This is a genomic window from Chryseobacterium sp. KMC2 (genome assembly GCF_016756935.1).
GTDB lineage: Bacteria > Bacteroidota > Bacteroidia > Flavobacteriales > Weeksellaceae > Chryseobacterium > Chryseobacterium rhizosphaerae.
In genome coordinates this window covers 1-26,769 of sequence record NZ_JAESIT010000018.1, presented here as the reverse complement: position 1 = coordinate 26,769, position 26,769 = coordinate 1, and the positions used below count along the sequence as shown (strand labels likewise).

The 26,769-nt window shown below is 35.8% G+C and carries 24 protein-coding genes, 1 tRNA gene and 1 pseudogene; 16 read left to right on the top strand and 10 right to left on the bottom strand.

The window, feature by feature from the left end; genetic code table 11:
• The first annotated feature begins 15 nt into the window (after positions 1–15).
• From JML65_RS18405 to JML65_RS18380, 6 genes are all read left to right on the top strand, one after another.
• A complete protein-coding gene (locus JML65_RS18405) occupies positions 16–501 on the top strand; it encodes a Coq4 family protein (RefSeq protein ID WP_202271662.1) in 486 nt (161 codons plus the stop codon).
• Between the two features lie 11 nt (positions 502–512).
• Positions 513–806, top strand: coding sequence for a hypothetical protein (locus JML65_RS18400; protein WP_202271661.1), 294 nt, complete (start codon positions 513–515; stop codon positions 804–806).
• Positions 807–844: 38 nt separating this feature from the next.
• The gene (locus JML65_RS18395) at positions 845–2,215 is read left to right on the top strand and encodes a DUF4153 domain-containing protein (protein ID WP_202271660.1); all 1,371 of its coding nucleotides are present in this window, start codon (positions 845–847) and stop codon (positions 2,213–2,215) included.
• 6 nt (positions 2,216–2,221) lie between these two features.
• Positions 2,222–2,911, top strand: a complete 690-nt coding sequence (locus JML65_RS18390; RefSeq protein WP_202271659.1) for a DUF1361 domain-containing protein — start codon at positions 2,222–2,224, stop codon at positions 2,909–2,911.
• 79 nt (positions 2,912–2,990) lie between these two features.
• Positions 2,991–3,530 (top strand): hypothetical protein, encoded by a 540-nt coding sequence (locus tag JML65_RS18385; protein WP_202271658.1) that lies wholly within the window; start codon positions 2,991–2,993, stop codon positions 3,528–3,530.
• A 58-nt stretch (positions 3,531–3,588) separates the two neighbouring features.
• Complete coding sequence (locus tag JML65_RS18380) at positions 3,589–4,101, top strand: hypothetical protein (protein ID WP_047496711.1); 513 nt, start codon at positions 3,589–3,591, stop codon at positions 4,099–4,101.
• 60 nt (positions 4,102–4,161) lie between these two features.
• Here JML65_RS18380 and JML65_RS18375 read toward each other — a convergent pair whose 3' ends face one another.
• From JML65_RS18375 to dtd, 3 genes are all read right to left on the bottom strand, one after another.
• The gene (locus JML65_RS18375) at positions 4,162–5,814 is read right to left on the bottom strand and encodes a S8 family peptidase (protein ID WP_202271657.1); all 1,653 of its coding nucleotides are present in this window, start codon (positions 5,812–5,814) and stop codon (positions 4,162–4,164) included.
• A gap of 261 nt (positions 5,815–6,075) precedes the next feature.
• Entirely contained in the window at positions 6,076–6,672 is a 597-nt protein-coding gene (locus JML65_RS18370; protein ID WP_156126150.1) for a hypothetical protein, read from the bottom strand.
• A gap of 8 nt (positions 6,673–6,680) precedes the next feature.
• Entirely contained in the window at positions 6,681–7,130 is a 450-nt protein-coding gene (gene dtd / locus JML65_RS18365) for a D-aminoacyl-tRNA deacylase (RefSeq protein ID WP_084087816.1), read from the bottom strand.
• A gap of 310 nt (positions 7,131–7,440) precedes the next feature.
• Between dtd and JML65_RS18360 the strand changes: the two genes are divergently transcribed.
• Positions 7,441–8,274, top strand: a complete 834-nt coding sequence (locus JML65_RS18360) for a GLPGLI family protein (RefSeq protein WP_047496703.1) — start codon at positions 7,441–7,443, stop codon at positions 8,272–8,274.
• A 34-nt stretch (positions 8,275–8,308) separates the two neighbouring features.
• Here JML65_RS18360 and JML65_RS18355 read toward each other — a convergent pair whose 3' ends face one another.
• Positions 8,309–8,764 (bottom strand): hypothetical protein, encoded by a 456-nt coding sequence (locus JML65_RS18355; protein ID WP_047496701.1) that lies wholly within the window; start codon positions 8,762–8,764, stop codon positions 8,309–8,311.
• Positions 8,765–8,874: 110 nt separating this feature from the next.
• On the opposite strand from JML65_RS18355, the gene greA reads away from it, so the two are divergent.
• From greA to JML65_RS18310, 9 genes are all read left to right on the top strand, one after another.
• The gene (gene greA / locus JML65_RS18350; RefSeq protein ID WP_047496698.1) at positions 8,875–9,345 is read left to right on the top strand and encodes a transcription elongation factor GreA; all 471 of its coding nucleotides are present in this window, start codon (positions 8,875–8,877) and stop codon (positions 9,343–9,345) included.
• A gap of 57 nt (positions 9,346–9,402) precedes the next feature.
• Positions 9,403–9,792, top strand: coding sequence for an HIT family protein (locus JML65_RS18345; RefSeq protein WP_047496696.1), 390 nt, complete (start codon positions 9,403–9,405; stop codon positions 9,790–9,792).
• A gap of 63 nt (positions 9,793–9,855) precedes the next feature.
• A complete protein-coding gene (clpX, locus tag JML65_RS18340) occupies positions 9,856–11,043 on the top strand; it encodes an ATP-dependent Clp protease ATP-binding subunit ClpX (RefSeq protein WP_047496693.1) in 1,188 nt (395 codons plus the stop codon).
• Between the two features lie 74 nt (positions 11,044–11,117).
• Positions 11,118–13,079 carry a T9SS type A sorting domain-containing protein gene (locus JML65_RS18335; protein WP_202271656.1) on the top strand — a complete coding sequence of 654 codons (1,962 nt, stop codon included), beginning with the start codon at positions 11,118–11,120 and terminating at the stop codon, positions 13,077–13,079.
• 5 nt (positions 13,080–13,084) lie between these two features.
• Complete coding sequence (locus JML65_RS18330; protein ID WP_047496688.1) at positions 13,085–13,297, top strand: hypothetical protein; 213 nt, start codon at positions 13,085–13,087, stop codon at positions 13,295–13,297.
• 61 nt (positions 13,298–13,358) lie between these two features.
• A complete protein-coding gene (locus JML65_RS18325; protein WP_202271655.1) occupies positions 13,359–14,651 on the top strand; it encodes a TlpA family protein disulfide reductase in 1,293 nt (430 codons plus the stop codon).
• Positions 14,652–14,695: 44 nt separating this feature from the next.
• Positions 14,696–14,769: transfer RNA gene (locus JML65_RS18320), tRNA-Met, on the top strand.
• Between the two features lie 519 nt (positions 14,770–15,288).
• Positions 15,289–17,025, top strand: a complete 1,737-nt coding sequence (locus JML65_RS18315; protein WP_202271654.1) for a hypothetical protein — start codon at positions 15,289–15,291, stop codon at positions 17,023–17,025.
• Positions 17,022–18,395, top strand: a complete 1,374-nt coding sequence (locus JML65_RS18310; protein ID WP_202271653.1) for a hypothetical protein — start codon at positions 17,022–17,024, stop codon at positions 18,393–18,395. Before JML65_RS18315 ends, JML65_RS18310 begins: the two co-directional genes overlap by 4 nt.
• Positions 18,396–18,456: 61 nt before the next feature.
• On the opposite strand, the gene JML65_RS18305 is transcribed toward JML65_RS18310, so the two are convergent.
• The 6 genes and pseudogenes from JML65_RS18305 to JML65_RS18280 all read right to left on the bottom strand — a co-directional run.
• Positions 18,457–19,755: an HlyD family secretion protein gene (locus tag JML65_RS18305; RefSeq protein WP_084087822.1), complete on the bottom strand. Its 1,299-nt coding sequence runs from the start codon at positions 19,753–19,755 to the stop codon at positions 18,457–18,459.
• A gap of 54 nt (positions 19,756–19,809) precedes the next feature.
• Positions 19,810–22,002, bottom strand: a complete 2,193-nt coding sequence (locus tag JML65_RS18300) for a peptidase domain-containing ABC transporter (protein ID WP_047496643.1) — start codon at positions 22,000–22,002, stop codon at positions 19,810–19,812.
• 83 nt (positions 22,003–22,085) lie between these two features.
• Positions 22,086–22,238, bottom strand: a complete 153-nt coding sequence (locus JML65_RS18295; protein WP_156126149.1) for a hypothetical protein — start codon at positions 22,236–22,238, stop codon at positions 22,086–22,088.
• A 98-nt stretch (positions 22,239–22,336) separates the two neighbouring features.
• Positions 22,337–23,845: a vitamin K epoxide reductase family protein gene (locus JML65_RS18290; RefSeq protein ID WP_202271652.1), complete on the bottom strand. Its 1,509-nt coding sequence runs from the start codon at positions 23,843–23,845 to the stop codon at positions 22,337–22,339.
• A 755-nt stretch (positions 23,846–24,600) separates the two neighbouring features.
• Complete coding sequence (locus tag JML65_RS18285; RefSeq protein WP_202271702.1) at positions 24,601–25,644, bottom strand: DUF3810 domain-containing protein; 1,044 nt, start codon at positions 25,642–25,644, stop codon at positions 24,601–24,603.
• Positions 25,645–25,648: 4 nt separating this feature from the next.
• Positions 25,649–26,769: pseudogene (locus JML65_RS18280) on the bottom strand (MFS transporter); the annotation flags it as partial.

Below are 26,769 nucleotides of genomic sequence, written 5' to 3'. Positions count from 1 at the left end.
AACAAACAATATATTATGAAAAAAATACGTGTCCAATTTCTGCTTTTTGTATATAATAAAACCCAAAAGCTGTACAGGAAATATTTTAAAAAGAAAAAAAGACAGTGGCAGTTTACGGAAAAACAACTGCTGGAATTTCAAGAAGATTCTTTGGGGAGAAAACTTGGAGAATTTTATAAAAAATATGGGTTTTCTATGATCCCTAAAATGGAGAATCACGATGTTCATCATCTGATCACAGGCTGCGGAACCAATTTCGAGGATGAAATCGCCATGCAGTATCTTTTGCTGGGAAATGGTAAACTCAATGCCCATCTTTTGGCAGCAATCGTATTAGGAACATTTATTTTGCCGGAATATGTGAAAATTTATATCAAAGCCTATAAGAAGGGACAGGATATGAGAGCCTTTCATGAATGGGACTTTGAAGGCCTCCTATGGCAAAATTTTGACCATCTGAAAGATTTTATTCACCAGAAAGATCATGTTGTTCTTCACTAAAAATTATTCTTATGAAAAACAGAGTATTCAGTCAGCTGGGAAGACGAACATTCCTTATATCCTTCCTTTGTGGCACCTTTTTACTCCTATCTTTTCTGCTCACCAGATTAGATTTTCTGCTCATAACAGGCTTTTATTATGTGATCGGTGCAGCAATCATCAACCTGCTTATTCTTCTGTATGAATTGATAGAATATGCCAATAATGCATCTGAAAATAAAAATTCCGGAAACGCTGTACTGCTATTATTGGTCAATATCCCAGTTGCGATAGTATATTTTTTTATAGTCTGCGAATCCTTGTAATTATTGATGACCCCTTTAACCCTTATATATTTATTATCATGAAAACACATCATTATATATTTCTTACAACGGCCTTATTTGTCTTTGTATTTTACGATCAGGACATGGGGCTGAACCTCGGAATTCTGGGAGCAGTATATGCTGTCTTAACTTTGTTTAAAACTGCAGAAAAAAATAAAACCAGAACTTTGTATCTTCTGTTCGGAACAAGTATTCTCTCAAGTATAGCTTTTGCATGGTATGGAGATTTTCCGTCTTTCCTGGCAGTTGTAAGTTCACTGCTTCTGTTATCATATAAGTCAAAAAACAGAACTATGAAAATCCTTTTTCTCATTCCTGTTTTTATTGTGAACAGCTGTACCTCATTCTGCCGGTTTTTCAGTTTTGACGCCTGGCTGCCTCAAAGAAATATTTCCGGTTTATGGCAGAAGATATTGTCTTTTGTTCTGATTCCTCTTATATTACTTTCTGTATTTTTTGGAATTTACTCTGCTGGAAGTGATCATTTTGCTGCTCTTTTTACAGACTATGAATTGGATATTAACCTTTGGCAGATATTCTGTCTTTCAGTTTTAGGTTTTTTTATAGCCTTTAATTACTGGAACTATGCCGTGGAAAGATTGATCTATAAAAACCATCATATCCTGAATGATGAATTTCAGAAAGACTCTCAGGTTCCAACATCTACCTATTCTTTCCTGGATCTTAATTCCGAAAGGATAAGCGGCGTGATGTCTTTCCTTTTGCTTAATATCTTACTGGTCTTTTTTATCATTACTTACAATTACGAGCAATTTTATGAAGTTACCAAAACACCCGTACAGCTTTCAGAAGAAACCCATGAAAGGGTGAATGCGGTGATCATGTCCATTGTTATGGCTATTTTGGTGATTATGTTTTACTTTAAAGGTGGTTTTAATTTTGATCCTAAAGCCGGTCTGTTGAAGATTTTGGCCAAAATATGGATCTTCCTCAATGCTGTTCTGGTACTGTCTGCTGCGGTAAAAAACTATGAATATATTGTGAATTATGCCTTTACCTATAAAAGATTGGGGGTCTTTGCCTTTCTGCTTTTGTCACTAATTGGGCTGGCTTTGACCTTTATCAAAATCCAGAAGAAAAAAAGAAATGCTTTCCTGTTCAATACCATGGTTTGGTATATGTACGGAACCATTCTGGTGTGCAGTTATATCAATTGGGGAGGTTTTATCACTTCTCAGAATATGAAGCGCAAAGATTTTGCCGTTAATTACCACTTGGGGTCTGTCAATTTCAGTGAGAAAGGATTATGGAAATATGCAAAAGACAAGAATGATAGCCAGCTTAAAAAAAAGCTGGAGGAAAAAACGAAAAATGAAAGGTCAAAAACTTTTCTTTCAAAGATCATGTATTATCAAACTATAGAATAATCCTGTATGAAACAATTGATTGAGTCTCCACGATTTAAAATGAATATGTTGCTTATACTCATGACTTTGTTTTGTGTTAGTCTGTCTGTTTTCAGATATTACATCACCGAAACTAAAGTGTTTTTTTTCCTGAACTGGAACTTATTCCTGGCATGGATTCCTTTAGCACTAAGTACCTTTCTTGTCGCCTTTACGGTTAGAAGTAAAGTTTCTTTATCCGTGATTATAGTGGTATGGATCTTATTTTTCCCCAATTCTCCATATATTCTGACCGATCTTTTTCATTTAAAAGCGAGAAATGCAGTTCCTATCTGGTATGATCTTATTGTTATTCTGTCATATGCCTGGACCGGGTTGGTTTGTGGTTTTATAAGCCTTAACGATATTGAAAAACGACTTTCAGAGTACTGTCAGGGAACTATGCTCAATGCTATTGTTATCAGCTTTCTTTTTATGAGCAGTTTTGGGGTTTACCTGGGAAGATTTCTCAGATGGAACAGTTGGGATGTTCTCCATAATCCTTTTGGATTATTCAATGATATTGTGGTAAGATTTATTTACCCGCTGGAGTATACAAAAACCTGGGGTGTTACCATTTTAATGGGTGTTCTGCTTAATTTTATGTACTTCACCTTTAAACTGGTGAGAAACAATAATGAAAGAATTATACAACCGGGAAATGTGAACAATTTATAAGAGTTGGAACAATTTTAGCATTTATAATGGACAATATCAAACAGAATGTTGATTTTATACATTCGTAAAATTAATTATTATGAAAAAAAGCTTATTGTTAATACCATTGATTATTATTTCCTGTAAAAAAGAAGCTAACGTACCGGCAGTATCCGATAAAGATTCTGCGGTGGTAACAGAGATGCCGGATTCTGTGATGAAACCGGATTCTGCAGCATTGAGAAAAAAAGATTCAATCATTAACAATGCTCCTGCTACAAAAGAAGTTCTACGTAAAGGTGTCATGAGAGATGAGAAAGACGGACGGATCATTAGAACAGCAGATGCTTCCCAGCTTCCTTTTACATTGGGAGAAGAGTTTACAAAAGAGGGGCAGGAACTGGTCTTAAAAATTACTAATTATGAGAAGCCTTCTATCAAAGCTGCAATTACAACCAAGCAAAAAGATTTTAATATCCGCTTTAACCAGATTAAGCTTCCAAACGGAGATTATGACGGACCTTTCGGAAGAGAAATTACTCATGAAGTTTCCGGGAAAGGTGAAGTTTGGCTGATCATTGGAAAAAGTAATATGGCTTCTGGAAATACGAAAGGAAATTTTACAGTAAGTATTGACTAAGGTAAACGAATTTGGTACAGTTTCTGCAAACTAAACTTTAAAATTTAAATTTAATATTATGAAAAATATAGTTCTAACCGCAATGGCTGCTTCGGCTGTACTTGTAAGCTGCGGAACCGTACAATCGCTGGTTCAGAATACCTTCCCATACACAACGAATGTTTTAGTTTCTACAGGAGTGCCTGCAGATAAAGAAGTTTCTTCTACAGCGACAGCTACCAATGTTCAAACCTGGTTTGGAGGAAATAATAATGCCAAGATTAAAGATGTAAGGATTTCTGACGCTAAAGTATCTATAGTATCTCCTGCCGGAGGTAATTTAAGTGCATTCAAATCCGTGAAGATATATGTTTCTTCTACAGGAACCAATGAAAGGCTTATTGCTTCTCGTTCCAATATATCCACAAACTCATCCAGCTTAAATTTAGATCTGAATGATACGGGGTTTCTTGACGAAATAGTAAAAAGTTCGGGACTTACCGTAAGAACTGTTTATGAGCTGAAAAATCAAACCACTTCAGACATGAACATCAAAGTAGCTCTAAATTTCAGCAGCGTTCCTGCAAAATAAGAGTATAATAACAGAGTAAAAAACGTCTTTCAAAATTCTTGAAAGACGTTTTTGTTTACATTATAATTTTGAAAATTTTTCTACTGCTCTCCGTTGGCCATCATTGAAATTGATGATATACTGACCTTGTGGAAGTTGTGAAACATTGATTTTTTCATCAGGAACAATGGACCCTTTGTTCACAGTTCGTCCATTCATATTGATAATTTCAAAATCAAGCTTTTTATTTTCTTTGCTTTGAACTGCTATATAGCTTGTTGTTGGATTTGGATAAATTTTAATTTCTAAAGGAAGCTGGCTTTTAATTGTGCCCCGAAGGGTACTTTCCAATTGCAGTATAGCATTTTTTACATTGGGTAAAGGACCTATTTTTTGGTTGACAACTGTCCCTCCCTGAGGAATTCCTGTGCTTATTAAAAGGTTTTTCATAGCCGCAGGGCTTAGGTACTGACCCGTATTCTGGTAGTAATAAGACTGGATCAGTGTTGCTGCCGAAGCCACTACAGGAGTTGCGGAACTTGTTCCATTAAAATAAGTATAAGTCCTGTTATTGTCGTTGTCATATTTTTGATAAGAGCCATATCCTGCTGCCAGTACATTGCTTCCCCAACCCTGTACATCCACTCTGTTTCCGTAGGTACTGAAACTTAGTTTCGAGTGGGTAGTATTAGGAGAGCCTGCACCTACAATAATGGCCCCACTGTTTCCTCTTGCATTATAAGCTGTATAGAAGGGATCATCAAGGTTTTGATTTCCATTTCCTGCTGCTGCAATAATGATAATTCCGGAATCGGTCGCTGCTTTTGTCAGATCCCAGATAACGCTATCATATTCTGCAGGGCAATATTGATTATCTTTTCCTCCTGTCTGCATTTCATATAAAATAATATCACCGGCCTGAGACGCATTGATCGATCTGCTTACTGCCGAAGCTCTGTTGTAGCCTACAGTAGTCCATTCCATGTATCCCTTTATTTCAGAGGCGCTGTAGGCCGCTCCGGAAAGTCCGATATTATCTTTTACAGATCCTAAAATACTTACCACAGCCGTTCCGTGATCACGGTAGTTATTATTTGATAAACCGGAGTTGGGACTGTATCCGGGCTCCAGTTGTATAGCGTTTTGATTAGCCAGCATTTCGTGTGTTTTATAAAAACCATATTCAACATCACGAATTCGGATGTTTTGCCCTGTAATTCCTCTGGACCATGCATAGGTGGCGTTGATGCCCGGATTATCGGTCAGATAAGTCTGCAAGCTTTCTAAATTGGGAGTGGTTACAAATGTATTAACCAATGGGGGCTCAATAGGCTCACTACTCATTACCGATACATATTCTATTTCAGGGAACCTTTCAAGAATCTGAATGAGCTTTTTAGCTGTATCTCCATTTTGAACCGGAACATCGGCTTTAAAAATCCTTTTCAGTTTTTCCACAGACTCCCCGGAAAAACCATTCATTCTGCTGTTTTTTGCCATTTCATCCAATTTCGTATCGCTGAAACCAAGATCATACGTAAAGGAAATTTTATTTTCAGTGATGAATTTTTCCAAATCCGGATTCTTATCAAATGCCACTTTCTCTGAGGTTATACCTTTTGAAAAGCATACATAAATATTTGAATTAAGATGAGTACCCCGATCTGAAGAATGCTGACCGAAAGAAAGAGAACAGGAGAGCAGTAATGCTAAAAGACTAATTTTTGTTTTCATAAAATATTTGTTAAATGGTTGTGAATTAAGTTTATTTACAGTAAAAATAATAATAAAATCAAAACAAAATCACAATATTGTGAATTTATTTAAAAGGAAATTTTCTTTTAAATAGATGATTAGGCTCTTCAGGCTATACTAGAGTCTATAACAGGGTTTATAAAAATTATATAATAAAAAAAACACCTTTCGGCTAGGTCGAAAGGTGTTTTTTAGATTGGTAAATCAAAGCAAAATACTCAGATTCCTGATATAATGTGATCAATTATAAAACTCATCGTCTTCTTGATTTTTATGATAAAATAGGTGCTTTTTACCCATAATCTGATACTCAATTCCAATACTGTCTTTATTGCTGCTGATTAATTTTGCCTGTTGAATCTGAGGATCTTTTTGGCCGGGTTCACGTTTGAGAGGGTTTTGAATAACATGTTCTACAACTTCTAAATATGGGGTTTTGTAGATTTTTTTTTCAAGGATACCTTCTTTTTTGTAAATATAAATTTGGGGCTTGTTTAAAGCTCCAGGCCTTGTTCTCTCAATTCTGTAGCTGTCATTAAGCTCAATCTGTTGATAATCATCGATAGTTGAAAAATAATAGACGATCCCGAAGAAAGGAATCATCATAGGAAGTATGCTTAAAATAATGACAGAAACGAGCAGTGTAAAATAAGCTTTTGCTGTTTTTCTCTTCCAGAATCTTATGATCATAAATACAGTCATCGCAAGCCAGGCCCAATTAATCAATTTATCAGTGTAATAACCAGCGAAACTATATTGCTTCCAGCTTAAAATGATTTCAATGACAAATAAAACAGTAATGGCCAGGTAAATAATAGGTAGGTGTTTACTTTTCATCCAGGGCATTAGTTTTTTGTGATTGAATCCATAACAATGGTAACGGGGCCATCGTTGATCAGTGAAACTTTCATATCAGCACCAAAGATTCCGCTTTCCGTTTTTAATCCTGATTTTGCTATTTCTTCTTTAAAATAATCAAATAGAGGAATGGCCTTATCCGGTTTGGCTGCTTTGATAAAAGAAGGGCGGTTTCCTTTTTTATAATCTGCGATCAGTGTAAACTGGCTGATGCAGAGGATTTCTCCTGAAATATCTTTTACAGAAAGATTAAGTTTGTCTTCTTCATCACCAAAGATCCTGAGATTTAGGATTTTTTGTACAAGCCAGTCGGCATCTTTTTTTTCATCATTTTCATCAATACCCACCAAAAGCATTAATCCTTTTCCTATTTCTCCAACGGTTTTTCCATCTACTTTTACACGGGCCTCAGAAACTCTTTGTATAACGATCTTCATTTTTAATTATAATTGTGTTTTGCTAAAAAAGATAGGAATGAAATATTCCCGATCTTAATCACTTTTTTTGTAAAATCCTAAATTACAGATTTAACTTCAGTATGTCAAAATCTTCTCTGTTCTTTTTTTAATATGATCTGTAAAAATACTGGATTTTATTCATATCATTGCCTTTCATTATCAATTTAAGGAACATATTCCTGTGGGAAGCAAGAGGGGACTCAATAAAACAAGCACCAGATGACAGGTGGCCTTATAAGATAAAAAAACTATTGACAAAGGTGAATTTTTTTAAACATTTGAATTATTTATGAAAAAGATTATTGCATTACTGTTATTCGGTACTCAATGTTGGTTGTATGCCCAGAATGATCGGTTTATTTATGCGGTTGACTACAAAAAAGACTCCACCTCTCAGGAAATGACCCGAGAGAATTATATTTTAGATATTACCAAAGAAGATCTTGCTTATTATAACCGGATTGATTATATCAATGATTCAGTATTCGCAAGTACCGGAAAAGATGGTTTTAAAGGATATAAGCTGACTCCATTTTTTACTAAAAAACTAAATAATCCTTTGTATGAAAATTATGAATACATAGGAGACGTCAATTTTTATAAAATAGAAGAGGCTGTTACCCTTGACTGGAAAATTACCGATCATACAAAACAGATCAATGAATTAAAGGTACAACAGGCAGAAACCAACTTTGGCGGAAGAAAATGGATTGCCTGGTTTACTCCGGAAATCCCATTGTCCTATGGGCCTTATAAATTCAATGGTTTACCGGGGCTGATTATAGAAATATATGATACCCGTAAAAATTATTTTTTTCAACTGATTAAAAGTGAAAAAATTGCGGATAATTACCAAAGCCATACATTGAAAGGACGTAAGAGTAACGCTATAAAAACAAATTACAAAAAACTGGGTCATTTAAAATTAGAATTGTATCAGGATCCTTTTAAATATGTTTTTAACGGAAAACTAAGCATTCCGGAAGGGAAAAAGCTGTTACTCGATGACGGAACGATCTTAAGCAAAGAAGAATTAAAACCTGCCGAGAAAAGAGAAAGAGAAAAGATGAGGTCTTTTAATAATCCGGTAGAATTGGATAAAGCCGTGAAATATCCGGATTAAATAAAAAACCGCAACAAGAGATTGCGGTTTTTATTTAGTAGTAAATATTTAAAACTTTAGTGGCAGTATCATAATTAAAAGGATACGTTTTGGGAGGAAGTGAGGTTTTAGAACCCGATTCAGGTTGACCGTTTCTTAAGATCCATCTGCTATTATCTTTTGGACATACAATAGCAATATTGTCTTTTACCTCAAGAGTGGTGTTATTATCCGGGCATATATGAGGGGCATTTCTATCATATGCTTTGAAGGAATTTCCCACACGAACAACGATGAGTCCTCTGGTTCCGGATTGTTGTTCATTTACATAAATCCAGCCATTATCGTAGTTCAAATTATTATAAGCCGGCAGGTTTAAATTCAAACTGACATTGATTGGATTATTGGGAAAGCAGCTTACTGTATCTTCTCTGCTTCCGCATGAGTTTATAGATAAAATACTGAAAATCAATAAGGTGAAAATAGATATTATTGAGAAAGTTTTTTTCATTTCAATTTAAATTTTTATATATTTGTAAAAGTTAAACGATTATAACACGTAAAACATTGTCCGGCAAATGTCGGATTATTTTTTTATACTAAAACTAAATTTCGAAAATTATGGCAAGCTATGTAACCAAGGAGGGACTAGGGAAAATGAAAGCTGAGCTGGAACAGTTGGAAACTGTGGAAAGACCAAAAATAACTCAGCAGATCGCAGAAGCAAGAGATAAAGGAGATTTGTCTGAAAATGCTGAATATGATGCGGCTAAAGAGGCGCAAGGAATGCTTGAAATGAGAATTTCAAAGCTGAAAGATGCTGTTGCAACTTCTAAAATTATAGACGAAAGTCAACTAGATACATCAAAAGTTTCCATTTTAACAACAGTGAAGCTTAAGAACAACGCTACAAAACAAGAGCAGGTATTTAAATTAGTGCCTGATAATGAAAGCGATCTTAAAACAGGAAAAATCTCTGTAAACACACCTATCGCAAAAGGTCTGTTAGGAAAAGTAATAGGCGAAACGGCAGAAATTACTTTACCAAACGGAAACAAACTGTCTTTTGAAGTATTAGACATTTCTCTATAGTCTGATATAAAATTTCTATTTCTAAACTTCTAATATCTAACGCTAACTTCATACAAAATGAGCACTATATTCACAAAAATCATCAACGGCGAAATTCCCTCTTATAAAATTGCAGAGGATGAAAATTTTATAGCATTCTTAGACGCAATGCCTTTGGTGAAGGGACATACTTTAGTAGTTCCTAAAAAAGAAGTGGATTTGATTTTTGATCTTGAAAGTGAAGAATACAAAAACCTATGGGGATTTGCCCAGGAGGTAGCCAAGAAGATCAAAACTGCAGTTCCATGTGTAAGAGTAGGAGTAGCGGTAGTAGGATTAGAAGTACCTCATGCCCACATCCATCTCATCCCTTTAAATAAGATGGAGGATATGAACTTTAGAAATGAGAGATTAAAATTAACGAACGAAGAATATACAGAGATTCAAAACTCAATTATTAATTCTTAAAAACATAAAATCGTAAAAAAGAAATTTTTTACGATTTTCTTTAACATATACATTATATATATTATGAATTCAAACCAATGTTCTTTCTGCGGTAGAAAAAGAAATGAAGTACAGATGCTGATTTCTGGGCAGAACGGTTTTATTTGTGAAAATTGTATAGAGCAGGCGCACACTATCGTAAAAGACGGTGCTTCCAAAACAGAATATTCACCTGCAGATAATATGGAGGAGCTTAAAAAGCCGAAAGAAATCAAAGTATTTCTGGATCAGTATGTAATTGGACAGGATCAGGCAAAAAAACAGCTTTCCATAGCAGTATACAACCATTATAAGAGACTCCTTCATGCTAAGGATGAAAACAGAGAAGTAGAGCTTGAAAAGTCCAATATTATTATGATAGGGGAGACGGGTACAGGAAAGACGCTTCTTGCAAAAACCATTGCAAGAGAACTTAATGTTCCGTTTTGTATCGTAGATGCTACCATTCTTACAGAAGCAGGATATGTAGGGGAAGATGTGGAAAGCATCTTATCAAGACTGCTGATGGTGGCAGATTATGATGTGGAAAAGGCAGAAAAAGGAATTGTATTTATCGATGAGATTGATAAAATTGCAAGAAAATCAGATAACCCTAGTATCACAAGAGATGTTTCAGGAGAAGGAGTACAGCAGGGATTACTGAAGCTGCTGGAGGGAAGCATTGTCAATGTTCCGCCACAGGGAGGAAGAAAGCATCCTGACCAGAAATATATCCAGGTGAATACCCAGAATATATTATTTATTGCCGGAGGAGCTTTTGACGGGATCAAAGAGATCATCGAAAGAAGAATGAATAAGCAGGCCATAGGTTTCAGCTCTGAAAAAATCAATAAGGTAGATGAAGATGAGTATGTATTAACAAATATTAATGCTGTCGATCTTCGATCTTTCGGATTAATTCCCGAACTTTTAGGAAGATTTCCAATCATCACTTATCTCGATAAACTCACAAAAGAGACGTTGGTAAGAATTATGAATGAGCCAAAAAATTCAATTGTGAATCAATTTGTGGAGCTTTTTAAGATGGATGGCACGGATTTGGTTTTCACAGAAGGCGCAATTGAAAAAATTGTAGAGGAAACCATGGAAAAAGGGTTGGGAGCGAGAGGGCTTCGAGGAACAACTGAAAAGGTTTTGGAGGACTATATGTTCTCGATTGGAGAAGAGAAAAATATTGTGTTAACAGGAGATAATATTTTGATTAATAGATAAAATGTTTTTTTTTTTAAGAAAAAAAATATACCTTTGCGGGTGAAGATTGTATTAACACACAAATAATTTATACAATGAGAAAAAGTTTATTTGCTATAGGTCTTTTAGCCGTTAGCTATTCTGTTCAGGCGCAGAATGTTTTATGTCACGTAGACACTAACGCTAATATGTATGTGAGCGAAGGCACCCTAGTATATAGCGGTGGTGGTGTACAAACCAGGGGTAATGGCCTTTTGGATGTACACGGGAATATTATGGTTGTAGGAGCAACCGGAGACGCTTTTAAAACAATTGATGCTGCCGGCGGAGCTAAAACCGATGGTGGAAATATTGTTTTAAGATTGAACACTCCAGCTTCCTTTGCAACTTCTACTTATGGACAGCTGTACATTGATGGACTATCCCAATCCAATATTACAGGTGTTGTAAGTAAAGAGTATAGAACAACAAATCATGGTGGTTCTACAAATCCAAATTATTTTCAACAAGTAGCATTACCTTTCTATGGTAAAGCGTTGAGTACATTATCTACTGAACTTGGTAAAACCTTTAATACAGCAAGATATGGTAATCCTATTCTTAAATGGGATAACACAACGGCTGTATCCAATCATTTCACCAACTTAGCAACTACTACCACTGACGGTTTGGGTTACTATATGTTGAAAGTGACCAACAATGACTGGAGTGCAAGTGCTCCTGCAACAGGGAATGTGTACACCATCAACGGAGTACCTTATGCCCAGTTTGCAAGTGCTACAACGCTTCAAAATGCAGGAAATGTGAACTTCGGACCAAACGGAAGTAATAACAACGCGTATAACGAAAAGTACTATACGTATTTGGACGATTCATTTGAATTTACTACTTCTGCATGGACGGGAACATTTGGAAAAAATTTCTACCAGTTCGGAAATCCATTCTTAACTAATATCGATTTATCTAAAATAGGATATACCGAGAGCACTACGGGATCTGACGGGAATGCGGTGACAAATATCTGGGGTGTTGAATATAACCCGGGTACAATTAACACACTTCCGAATGGTTCAACTTATGCTACCAATTCCAGAGTGGTTACCTTCTTCCCTACAGGTGACGGTGTAGCTCCGGCAGTTGGAGACGTAGATTTGGTGGTTATCAAACCTATGCAGTCATTCAAAATGAAGTTAAGAAACAACACTGCTCAGACTTTAAACTTTAATACTTTAAGAAGATTTAAAGAAACAGCAAGAGCAGCGGGTACTGATTATAGTGTAGGAGCTGCAAGACATGCTAATGACAGAGGAACTATTAAACAACTTGGAGTTATCGGTCTTGATGCGAATCAAAATGAAATTGCAAGAACGTATTATGTAGTTTCTCCGGAATTTACAACAGGTCATCAGGTTTCTACAGCAACTACAGTACAGGCTTCAGCCGGTAAGAATATCATCGGTACTTTTGAAGAAGCATTAACTGGAGGGTATGATAATAACAATACAAACTATTGGTTATATATCAATGAAGCGAACGAAGATACTTTTAAAGGTAAAAATGTTAAGTTAGTAAACTACTATCAGGATAAAGTTAAGTATTATAAATTTGAGGTAAGAGAAAATGCAGAATTAATTCCTGCAGGAGCTCACCAGTTATCTTCAGGTATCGGTTTCTACTATAAAGCAGAAAACGGAAGTATACTACAGGCTAAGCAGGGAGATATTGTTCCTGTTACCAACGAAGAAGCAAATTTATATTACGGGCAGCCTAACGATGCTACTTTAGCTATAGATAAAGATAAGAAAGCGGTATCAACATCAAGAACGTTGGTGGTATACGATCCGTCAATTACAAATTATATTGTTAGATTTGATCCACAGTGGAAAAAAGCAGATATTGAAGTTTATGATATGAGCGGTAAACTGGTAATCTCTAAAAAAGCGGTTGATGCATCTAGGGATTTTGTAATCGAGCTTAATAACTCTATTAAAAATTCTTACATAGTAAAAATTGTCTCTGACAAGGGTGAAACTGTTAACACAAAAATCTTAAAATAATCAATATGAAAACTATTAGTAAACTAGCATCCGCTTTTTTTCTCTTCGCCATACTATTGGTGAATGCTGCTCCCCCGATACCAGGAGGAGGAGGAAATGGAGGAAATGGTACAGGAGCGCCATCCTCACCAATTGATATGTATGTATATGTACTTTCTGCTATAGCAATTACATTTATTGTATTCTTTACAAAGAAGTACAAAAATCAAAAAGCATAAAATTTTATTAAAATAATATTAAACTCTCTGATTAGTCAGAGAGTTTTTTTATTTTTACTATATGAAAAAGGTTTATATATTATCTGCGGTATTAGCCGCATTTTCTCTGCAGGCTCAATTTACTGTTACAGTACAGGCATCGGCAGATTTTAAAGATCAGGATGCTATTCTATATACATTAAACGGTTCAAAGGATATTATTGTTACCAAAGAACAAAGTAAGAATAATACATGGACCTTTAAATATCCAAGTAACTATATGGGGATGATGAAAGTTTATTTCCCAGGTAGTAATAATACAGTCAATTTCATTTCTGAAAATAAAAATATCAGTGTAAAACTGGATATCCAGAATAATAAAATCAAAGATGTTTTCTATCTGGATGAAGCCAATGAGTTGATGAGTAAACAACAGGAAGGTTCACAAAAGAAAGAGCTTATTCTTCCTGCTTTAACTCAGATTAAAGAATATTATAAGGATAATACTGAGTTTGGAAAAGCTTTAAATGCAGAGATCGGTAGACTTACGGGTACTTCATCTTCTATTGATGCAGCAAATCACCCGTTTATTTCTTATTACAACAGTAATTATAGTAAGTTCTTATCCAACTCATCTGATCCTGCTAAAAAGGTTAATCCGGATGATATTATCAATTTCCTGGATAAATCCAATGATATGCTTGAAAGTTCTTCTTTACTGAGACCTGTATTGGTTGCCTATCTGAACTCAGGAGGTAATACAAATGTTGGTGGATCTGTAGACAAGCTTTTAGACCGTTTAAAGGTTGAAACTCCAAGAGGGCAGACTGTTTTATCAGAATTGATAGATATCTTCGATGTATACCAAATGGATGAGTTTAAGGATAAGTACCTGGGACTTGCCAAAAATCTTAAATGTACCATCAATGACAGGCTGGCTTCTACATTAAAATCTAATGCGAATGTTCAAATAGGAGCTGCTTTCCCTAACTATAAATTCCAGGCACCGGCCAATACCAATGCTAAGTCACTTTATGATGTAAAAGCTGATAAGAAAATTATTATCTTCTGGTCTTCCACATGTTCTCACTGTGAAAGTGAACTTCCAAAGCTATTGGAAAAATACAATGATCTGAAATCAAAAAACATTCAGGTTGTAGCATTATCTTTAGATGTTGATAAGAATTCTTATTCCACAAAGATTGCTGCTTTTCCTTGGATCAATGATACAGAATTGAGAGGATGGAACAGTACTTATGTAGATACTTACAATATTCATGCAACACCAACGTATTTTATTTTAGATGCTAACAATAAGATAATCAACAAACCAGACCATGTTGGCGATGTTTTAGAATATTTTAAGCTAAAATAATTTTGGAGGTAAAGAAATATTTTCTATATTTGCACCACCAAAAAGGCGAGGTAGCTCAGTCGGTTAGAGCGCAGGATTCATAACCCTGAGGTCACGGGTTCAATTCCCGTCTTCGCTACAATAAACGGAAAAGTAATCATTACTTTTCCGTTTTTCTTTTATATATACTTTCTTCTTTTTTTCCTCAGTAATTGAGATCAGACACAAAAGTTGGGGATAGCGCAAAATGTTACTGTATGGAGATGCTTTATATTTTTAAAGGCAGAGCATATACAAACGAAATCCAATTTGCTTACTGATTAATTCATCATTTCACCGAATACTTTTACATACAACTTTCAGGAATCTTATCACTGCCACTTCGGCTGCCAGTCTCAATTATTTCAAACATGTTTTTCAGGGCTCGTAAAATAGTAAACTGATTTATTTTTTCGGACATCGTATTTTTCACGGATTGGAGAAAATGGGTAGAAATACGTAATCTATTTCCACAGATAATTTCTAGCTTTGAAATATCAATAATCATTTTTATTGATCCTCCGAAAACCAATCTAAGGTTTTACTCATCATGTACTATCTGCATATTTTAGATTAAAATAATTTATTCAAGATAAAAACTATAATAAAACTTAACACCATGAAAACATTTGACACCCCAGCCTATCAGGCAGAAAAAGATTTTAAAGACAATCCGGCTTTGAGAGAAAAGCTTCATAATGCATGGAGTAATTACGTTAAATACTGTACAGTAAATTCGATAATGGGAAATCCATGGTCAAGCACGTATGATCATCCCAGAAGCTGGTACTACAATCCATTGGTCACTCCTTCGATACCTAATGAAAGTAATACGGTTCCTATACAATGGAATGCTTTCCCAAACAGAATCAATCACTATTTTACCACTCTCTTTACCGATAAATTTGGAAAGCAGGATTATGAGGATAAATTACATGAACTGGCAGATATTGGCCCCATTGCTTTTGGGCAAAAATATAATATGACGCTTACGGTTCCGAGAAACCCGTGTGATCCTACAGATACAGGAACTAAAGCTTTCGGACCTTCAGGACCCAGAGGATGGCAGGATGAATATTGCGAATGGTCTGTAACAAGAGACGAGAATGGAGATATCATTGCTGTTAATTTTACACATGAGAATCCGGAATATTGGTTCCACATGTGGAAAATCTCTCCGGATACGGTAGTGTCCCTGTATCAGGAAATTCTTAATAATGAAAATGTTCAGAAAGAAGATCTCTATCTGCTGGACAGTCATGGAAATCCTGTTATTGTAAGAGAAACCGGGCTTCCAGCCTATAATCCGATCAATAAATGGAATAATGGACCGGATGCTACTTCTTCAGGAGGTGGGGCAGTGCATCTTACAAGTCCTCCCAATTCATTAGGAGCAGAAATATATCTTGGGGCAGCAGCTACCATACTTAGAGTGGTAAATGGAAAGGTAATAACGGATGCGAATACATTGATTTGTGCGGCTCAGTATGGACAGATCTACAGAAACAGTGATCCCCGTATCGGGCAGAACGTAAACTCATTGGTGTATAACCATAATGTGCAGGTATCTTTAACGAACCCAATTGCATTGTATGGACAGATCCCTCATTTTGATCAATTTGAAATGCCGGCTACAGCCAATTATAAAATTGAAGACTGTTACACTGTAGTAAGAGGTGCTTTGAAGAATAAAGGAATTACTTATTATCCTCACAATATGTTGCTTCATACAAGGTTTTCTGTACCTGCTGATGCGAACTTTAAACTGAGTGATATATTGGTGAATAAGAAACCGCTAAAATGGGGCTCCCAGATTGCAGATACTTTTTTTGTTCAGCTTGCTGGTACAGGATTGAGTCCTGCACAGGGGCAACAGCCTGAAAAATTTCCTCCGGTGGGAATACCAGCCACCACACTTCCGAGTGTACAATATCTGTTGGATAATAATTTGCTACAGGCCAGCCTTTACAATAAACTGAATACTTTCTCAAACCTGACTTCCTGTATTACTCAGGTTGAGGCAGGAACGACCACAGAAGGAATTGCAGTCCTGGCTAACGGAGCTATTCAGCAAACCAGTTTTGATTTTGGCCCCGGGGTTACAGTTGCAGTAACGGATTTCCAGAATCTGGATGAAGATACACAGCTTTTCCTCATTAGTATAACAACAGATGGTGGGGTGGCTTTGGGAGAAAAACCGCTTACCCTGTATAATAATGCTTCAGATCCTGGATTTGCGTTATCAGGAGTATTGGAAGTGGTGGCAGCAGGCTCGTTACCTAAAACAGATAGTACTCCAAACCGTACATTACTTTCCAGCCAGCAAATAGAACAGGTTAAAAAGATATTAAAATGAAAGCTTTAATTTTAATATGGTCACTTGCCATGGTGAGTATAGTCTCGTGTGAATCCAGTAAAAAGGATAAAAAGCTAAACTCTGCAACGGGTTTTTCGAAAAAAGTAACCGGTGAAACGATTTTCTGTGGAGCTTATTGTAATCCACCTGCAATTAATTATGAACTGGCTGCAGATTCTACTTGTGCCCACAGTTCCCAGGAAGTGCTGAATTGTTTTGCCTGGAAAAATTTTATAGCATTAAACTGGATCGCTTCTGCCCAACGCGGTATTCCGGATACTACAGCAACAGCTGCCAATTATGGGATGCCTGGGGATTACAGCCCTACAGTATGGGAAAGTTTTTTAAGTATTGATGATGTATTTGCTCCTAAGCCGCCTTTAGCATGGAATCTTAAAAGTAAAACAGGCTATATAAAGAGAATTAATGAGATCAATAAATTTACGGATATCATTTCAAGTCTTCCTAAGGCTACCCTCAGAGCAGCAGTAGGCAGTAGCAATGTAGATGAAATCATGCAGGCTGAAGGAGCTTGGCTTACTGATCAGAATGGAAATATAGTCTGGTATGAAATTAAAATAAATAACCTTGAAAGTGATTTTATCCGGCAAAATAAACTCTATGATTATGATAATCTGAAAGCTTTTGGTACAAAAAATAATGGAGTCTGGCTGCCTAATGAATCTATAGAATTAAAAGCAGCATGGCGCGTAATTCCCGACGATCAATTGGACTCCCTGAAAAATTACTATAAAATATCCAAAGCTATGGTACCGGAAATTAAAGGGTTTAACGGGAAGAAACCTATCTATGGGAAATATACACAAAAGTATCTCGGATTGGTCGGTTTACATATTATCCGTAAAACTCCACAGTCTCCACAGCTGAACTGGATGACTTTTGAACACGTCAATAATGCTCCCGGCCCCGGCCCTGCTGATCCTTCTGTAAAGTACAGCTTTTACAATCCAAACAGTAAAGATCCGGCCAATCAGTCTCCGGTTCCCGGAAAAGACAGTTTAAATAAACCGGTTCAGGTGGTAAGGGTCAATAGAATAAGTCAGAGTGTTCAAAAACTGAATGCCCAGATGCAACAGCTGATCAGGGACAGTAACCCGAAATCGGTATGGCAATACTATCAGCTTGTCAATATCCAATGGCCGGAAAATCCGGTTGCGGATAAAGATAATAACACGCAGACTCCACTTATGGAAGGAGGGGTAAAACCCAACCAAATCTCAAATACAACTATGGAAACCTACGCCCAGAGCAAACAATGTATGGACTGTCATAAAAATGCTCCTGTGATTGGTACCAGTATACCGACAGATTACAGTTTCATCTTTTTAAAAGTGAAGCCTAAGAAATAAATTTAATATTTACACAGTCTATAAAAATTAAACCCGCACATCTGCGGGTTTAGTTGTATGGTTAGCTTTGATAGCCAAGTAATTTTCTAATCTGGTAGAAGAACCTTTCAATAAGTCTTAAATCCTGAGTTACAATTTCAGCACTTCCTCTAAGCTCTTTATCAAAAGTAAGCGTTTTGTTATAGCTTGTTTTTAATCCTTTGGGCAAAACCACATCTACGTAGTAATTACCTTTATCATCAGGGATCAGGGAAATATTCTGAACTTTACCTTCTATAATACCATATTCCTGGAAACGGTAATTATCAAGTTTAATGAGAACTTTCTCCCCAGGAATGATTTTTCCGGAGTTTACTGTAGGAACAGACATTCTACCGACTAATTTTTCCTTATTCTCCGGAAGAATAGATAGGATAGGGTCTCCTACTTTTACAAACTGATTTTCTCCGAAAAACTGCTGGAAGCTGGCGATACCATCCGTAGAAGAGATCACAAGAAAATTTTGTTCCCATTGTTTTAAAGATTTACGCAGTTGTTCAAACAATTGTAGGGTTTGAGAAGAATAGGTGATCTTATCTTTTTCCGTATTGATGGCAGTACCGCTTTTGGTCTTATTAAGATTGGAGATGCCTTCTTCCATCTGAGATATGGAAATGTTAAGGTTTTCAATGTTCTGCTGGGCCTGAATATATTTTATTTTTTCATTTTCAAGCTCCAAAGAAGAAATTACCCCTTGGTTAAAAAGCTCCTGAGATCTCTGGAAGTTTTTCTTAGTAAGGTCATATTTAGCTAGCTCCAGATTTTTTTGTTGCTTCAGGGTAGATATTCTTCCTCTGTTTTCAAGAATGCTCTGATTAGCGGCCAGGTTCTCCGGTGCATAAGGCTGAAGTCTTGTAAAAAGCTCCTCATCCTGAAATGCTTTTGCAAAATTATTATAATCTCCCTGAAGTTCTCCAAGTTTAAACCTTGAAGTTACAGAAAGAGGAAAAGAGTAGAGTTGATTAGGGGCAGTAGAATCTACCAGCTTTTTCAGCTCCAGTACATCTTTATAATTAGCAGCTGACTGCATCACCATCAGAAGATCATTTTTCTTTACTTCCTGATGATCTTTAATAAAGATTTTTTCAATTTTGGAACTGGTCCTTGCCTCTAATTTTTCCGGAGGATTTTGAGAAGTTACAATAATGGGAGCCGGAACAAATTCCGGGTATTTTATAATGTAGCTCATCACAAGAATGAGCAGGAGAATAACAAAAATAATGGTATTACCCCAACGTATCATCCAATGTGGCGGCTGGGTCAGGATATCCTGTACGCTTTCTGAGCGGAGTTCTATATTGTCTAAAATGTCTTCTTTCATGTTTTAAAGTAAAATTTCATCAATGTTCCGGGAGAAACAATTTTTACGGTTTTATTAATTTCCTAATTCCAGTTGGTTTTTAACAAGTCTGTAATATTCTCCCCGCATATCTACAAGCTCGGCATGGCTGCCTTCTTCTACTACCTTTCCTTTATCCAGAACAATGATATTGTCGGCATGTTTTACGGTTGACAGTCGGTGGGCTATCACTACTGCAGTTTTACCTTTGAAGAACTGCTCAAGATTTTCCATAATAATCTTCTCATTATTGGCATCAAGTGCTGATGTTGCTTCATCAAATAAAATATATTCAGGTGACTTGTATACTGCCCTTGCGATAAAGAGCCTTTGCTTTTGGCCACCACTTACTCCAACTCCTTCATTTCCTATCTTTGTATTGTAGCTAAGAGGAAGGCTTTCTATAAAGTCTTTGATATTTGCAATTTCTACAGCACGCCTTAGTTTTTTCTTGTCAATATGATCTTCTCCTACAGCAATATTGTTGGCAATGGTATCATTGAAAACATATCCCTCCTGCATTACCACTCCGCAATGGTCTCTCCAATGTCTTGGTGAGATATTTTTCAAACTGGTACTTCCTATTCTGATTTCTCCCTGGTCAGGATCATAAAACTTCATTAATAGTTTAAGCAGGGTTGTTTTTCCGCTTCCACTGGCTCCTACGATGGCAGTCGTCTTCTGAAAGGGGATGCGAAGGCTTAAATTTTCAAAAACAGGAACATCAGAACCAATATATCTGAAGGAAATATCTTTTACCTCAATATCCTTATGGGGAATTTCTGTAGCATACTGCTCATTTTTATCCTCTTCATCGTCTTTATCATGAATTTCACCCAATCTTTCCAGAGAGATCTTGGCGTCCTGGGTTTGTTTTATAAAATCAATCAACTGAAGCAGGGGGCTGTTAAGCTGTCCTATGATATATTGTACAGAAAGCATCATCCCTAAAGTAAGGTTTCCACTCAAAACCAATTTTGCAGACAGGAAGCTCACCAGGATATCCTTTATCTGATTGATAAAGTTACCTCCTACAGACTGCCACTGTTCCAGACTCAGAGATTTTATTCTTATTTTAAAGAGTTTTACCTGTAAAAACTCCCAATCCCATCTTTTCTGTTTTTCGGCATTATGCATTTTAATCTCCTGCATACCGTTGATAAGCTCAATTACTTTACTCTGTTCCTGAGAAACCTGAGAAAATCTTTTGTAATCAAGCTCTTTTCTCTTTTTAAGGAAGAAGCTGATCCAGCCAATGTATAATATTGCTCCTACAAAATAAACCAGAAATAATCTGTAGTCATACAAAAGTAAAACTATACTGAAGATGATAAGATTCACTAATGAGAACAGGGTATTTAATGAAGAACTTGTAAGAAGTTGTTCTATCCTGTGATGGTCATTAATTCTCTGCATAATATCTCCAGTCATTCTCGTATCGAAGAAACTTATAGGAAGCCTCATCAGTTTGATAAAGAAATCTGAGATAATGGAGATGTTAATTCTGGCTGAGAGATGGAGCAGGATCCAGCTTCGGATCATCTCTATTCCCATTCTTCCGAGGAAAAGCATGATCTGGGCGGTAAGTACAAGATAAATAAAATTAATATCCTGATTTTGAATCCCAACATCTACAATACTTTGGGTAAGAAACGGGAAAATCAGTGATAATAAACTTCCCGCGAGAAGCCCTACTGCCAGCTGAATAACCAGTGATTTATATTTAAGTAGATACCTGGAAAGAAAAGAAAAGCTGGCCTTACTTTGATCAATATCAAATTCAGTCTGGAAAAAAGTAGGTGTTGTTTCTAGAATAAGAATAATACCTTCTTCTGTATTTTCATTCGCATTTTCACCAATCCAGAATTTGATAAACTCATCACGCTCATAGGTGATGAGCCCATAGCTGGGATCGGATATATAAACCTTGTTATTTTTATCAATTTTATAAATAACAACGAAGTGATTTTTGTTCCAATGGGCAATACAGGGAAATGGAACTTCCTGTGTAAGGGTATTGAAATCTATTTGTACACCTAAGGAACGGAATCCTAAGTTTTCTGCGGCATCGCTTAGCCCCAGAAGGCTACTTCCTTCACGGGTGGTTTCAGAAAGGGCGCGAATTTGCTGTAACGATATGCTTTTGCCATAATATTTGCTTACAATCCTGAGGCAGGTAGGGCCGCAGTCTTTGGCATCTGGTTGCTTATAAAAAGGAAATTTCTTCAAAACTAATACTCATTATAAAATGCCGTCATAAGGTGACGACATTTTTTACTTTATTCAATGTTTTAACTCAATAAAATGGATCACTAGAAATAGCACCATTTGTTGCACGTATCTGTAGCAGCTTCTTTGGATGGGTCTGTTTTCGATCCGTTATAGCATGCCAAAACCTGTGTTAATGCACAGTCCAGGGCAATTCCTCGTTCTGGAGGTATTAGATTCTTCTTTATATGTTTCATATTATTAGTTTTAGTTTTGCAGCTCTCATGTAGCTTTTAGAACGTTATTTTTCTTTTCCTAAGATAGTGAAATTTTTAATTCAATTGTATTTCTTAGTTTAAAAGTCTTCATCCTCTATTAATTCATCAATGAAAAACCAGATATCTTCACGATCATATTTGTCCGGGAACTGATAGCCATTGATAAGAAAAATAGGGGTAAAGTTCAACCCTGCATTATTATTTTCTGCAGACATCGCGATTAATGGATTCAGATTTTCAGAAGTAGGAACTCCTCCGGATAATAGATTGATCTTATTTTCATCTTTGCTTTCAAACCATTCTTCCACTGCATGAAGGAATTCTTTTTCCGGCTTGTTATGGTAGATATGGGTTAGGTCTGAAATTAACTGAGTGTATTTTTCGTTGGCTCTTTCAGGTGTATAATTGAACCTCATTTGTACGGAGATATCGTTTGGATATTTTTTCAGAAGGCTTTCCATTATTTTATGACCATCTTTACAGAAGCCACAATAAGGATTGGAAATTATGGAAATACGAAGTTTTGAATCTTTTTGTCCTACCGAGAAAGTTTGAGTATCCTGAAATGTTACTTTTTCATTTTCCAGCAGTTGGCTTTTAAACAGGTCATAATTTCTTTTGAACCTAAGGTTTTTAGCATTTGATTTTTGAAGATTTTCTTTTTGTTCAAGAAGGTTATTGAAGTATAAAACAGCAGAGAAAATAAGGACCCATAATATAACGGTCAATAAAAGTGCTCCAATTCCAAAAGACAGATTTTGGAAAAATATACTGCTGATCACCAATTGTCCAACCAGTACAGAAATAATCAATAAACAAACCCTACAAAATGTTTTCTCTACAAATGCTTGTATATACAGTGAATAAGCTATAGCAAGTACTGAAACAAAGGTAAATCCTTTTACAATATAGGCTGAGGCAGGTAGAAAAAGACCCAATACGGCAAGCCCCGCAAAATAGATTAATGAAAAATCAGAGAATTTTAGTCCTAAAATACTGGTTTTATCCTGTTTAATAATCTTATCACATGAATTTGCGGTCTGTACAGTAGACGCTCCACCACATATACTTCCAATAACAGCGGAGGTATTTCCGAATTTCTGGTTAAAGATTTCCAATGATATATATACCCCAGCAAGAGAAAGCAGGTTAAATAACGCCTCGTAGATGGTCTGACTTAAAAAAGAGTAAATAAGAACCGTTGCAAAAATAAAATAGAGGATAGGTTTGAAATTAAACGTAAGCTTATTTTCTGCAGCTACAGTTTTTTCAAATAAAAGTACAAAGTCAGTAGAGTTTTTGTAAAGCTCATCTTTATCAATTGTTTTTGATTTTTCTGAATAAACTGAATAACTATTTCCCGACTTTTTCACTAATGAAAAAGAATTTTCGACTATGGCAATAAATTCTTCAGGCAATTCGTCCCAATATTCTTTATCCAGCTCATAAGCATCATTTTTTACCCCCATGAAATTTAAAGTATCACTGAAAGCCAGTGCTGAAGGGTAGTTAGGGTGGGAATTGAACTGGAAAATAAACTCCTGTTTATCGAGTTTTAGATAGTTAATTAGTTTGTCAAAAATCATATTAATATTTTTATCTAAAATACATAGATGTTTTAAATAAACAAAAATATTTTTCTTTTATTAGTGAGATATAACCGAATGTTATAGGATTTAGTTTGACTTTCAATATTTTGTTGGCAGAAAAGCATACTATCTTATTTGTGGAAGTGGTTCTTCTCCTGTCAACACCCTGTTTTTGGTTCTAAATGCGTCTGCACGCTATCAGATCCGTTATTTTTTGTTTCATCCGTGCCTTCGGGCACTTATTTTTTATCATTATCATTTTAATTATACATACAGCAAAATATCTTTAATAATGACACGATTCCGGGGAATTAAACATCAAAATAGTTAAATTTCCGTTTAAGATTTTCGAGGATAAATAGCGTTATTTTTTTTGAAATACTTCCAGTTTTTGAATAATAACTCTAATTTTTTAGGCATGAAAAATAGGCAATAAGTCGAATATTTTATCTTTAAACAAATGTTTAATTTTGTAGATTTTTTACAGTCTGTGGCTGCTTTTAATGGCGTTTTGCTATCGGATAAGGGGATTATTTATAATTAATAATAAGTGGGGTTGGACTCAAAAAAACTTAAAAAATCATAAAGTTTTCATAAAGTTTTAAAAAAGGGAGTAAATGTTTTTGTATTTATAAAATATATTGTACTTTTACATCGCCTTGAATGAGGGAACAAGTCAAGGTAATAAATTTTTTTTCATCATTTGTGTTTTTAGAATCGTATCGCCTGATACGATTCTTTTTTTTATGTAATTATTTTTCGTAATTTAAGAGGAGATCTATGAAATAAGAATAGGTAACCGAACCTTCCTGTTGATTACTTTTCAGGAATAAATTGTTGGTAAATCCAAAAAAATCATCCAACAAACCCTGGTGATGGGTGATAAAAGCCTTTTCATAAGCCCGATCTCTTTTCATCGCCGGAGAATAGCCTTGAAGAGCAGATTTTACAAAATCAGGATCTTGTTCTACAATGAATCTTAAGAGGCTTTTTAACGTGAAATATTCGGTGCTATAGCGCAAATCGGTATTGTCTGACTGTGTTCCTATTAAATACCCCACAAAATTGGCTTCCTGCTCTCTGGCAAACCCAAGTTGATGAGAGCTTTCATGGGCGGTTGTAAAGGGGATGAATGTAGAGGGCAATTCAGAATTATACTGAGCTTCGGCTGTAAAAGGATTATAGTAGCCCAGAATTCCTGTAAAACTCATTATATTTTTAAACAGACTCGGTTTAATATCGAGGATCTGAGGAGCTTTTTTATCTGAAATATAGGTAGGAAGTTTCGTTTGCTGAAAGAGGATTTCCTGCTGCAGAGATTTCAGATCGGTAATTATGAATACTCCTTTATGATCTTCTTTTACCTGTTGCCGGGTTGCTTTACACTTCTCAAGGTATTTTAAAGCCAGTATTTTAGCTTTATTCAGTTGCGGAGTATCCTGGCTTGATAGCTTTTTAATAATAGGGGTTTGGAAGTATAGCATTCCCCAGAATATTTGATAGGTAAAATAAAAGATATTGATGATTCCCAGAATTTTGATCATGGAATTATTCCGGGTTTTCTTCCTGAAGAGTGAGCCGAAGTAGTACAGAAGAAATATACCCAGCATTCCATAAATAACATCTCCTGCAGAGAAAGGAAGCCAGCTGAAAAGGGCCTGATGAAGTGGCTTTTGAAGTTCAAAAAATCTTTCAAAAAAAGAAATCATCAGTTTTGATTTTGAAAAACAGTAAAACAAAAGAAATTGGGCAAGTAATAAACCTGCCCAAAATCTCTTTTTCTTATATGTATGTATATTTTTAATGACCACCTTCGGATTCTAAAACGTCAACATTAATTCCTTGTCTAAATAAAGATTTTTTAGCCAAATAAGCAAATATTGTAATGTAAACAAAACATAATACTGGAATAATATACGAGCTGTGAATACCGATAATATCAGCAAGCTTCCCTTGTAATGGAGGAATAATACCTCCACCTAAAATCATCATGACCAGGAATGCTGAACCCTGAGCCGTGTATTTTCCTAAACCGGTAATGGCTAAGGTGAAAATAGAAGGCCACATAATACTGCAGGCAAGTCCTCCGGAAAGGAATGCATAGATCGCAAAATTACCTGTTGTAAGTAACCCGGTAATCATTGCTGCAGTTCCGAATAACCCGAAAATAATCAGGGTCACAGCAGGCTTGTTTTTGCTGATCAGGAATAATACAACCTGAATGGCTACGCAAACTGCATAATAATATAAATGCGACATATCTTTCTGTGCAATCGTATTAATTCCGATAATCACTGAAAATGCAATAAAAGGAACAATGATTGTCGCAATAGTCTGTTGCTGTTTATTAAGGTTGAAAACAGCAATGGCACCAGTCCATCGTCCGATCATTAAACTTCCCCAGTACATAGAAATATAAGGAGCAAGATCAGAAGATTGGTGTCCGCCAAACTCAGGCATGCTTAAAAGTTCTCCAAGGTTACTTCCTATGGCAACTTCTACACCCACATAGGCCAGAATAGCAATCATTCCTAATAAAAGCTGTGGATACTTCATAGCACCCCAGCCTTCAGCATTTTTCTTGGCACTGCTGTTAGCAAATAAAAGAGAAACCACAACGGCAAGTAAAGCCCCTCCAAGATAAAGCATTCTCTTCTTTTCTAATGGGTGTTTGATGGTTTCCAGTTCTATTTTTTTATCACTGATCTGTTTTTTGAATACTGTGATTTTTGCAGCATCGGTTTCTTTTGCTACAGTCTGATCCAATACCGTGATTTCATTACCCAGTATTTCAATGTTTTTAGCTTCTTCAGAATTGTAGCTGCTGAACACAGGAATGAAGAAAAGAATGACCAGTATAGTCATTACAACCAATGTTTTTCTAGCTTTTCCTGCTTTTTCCATAGGTTCTGTAGAGATTC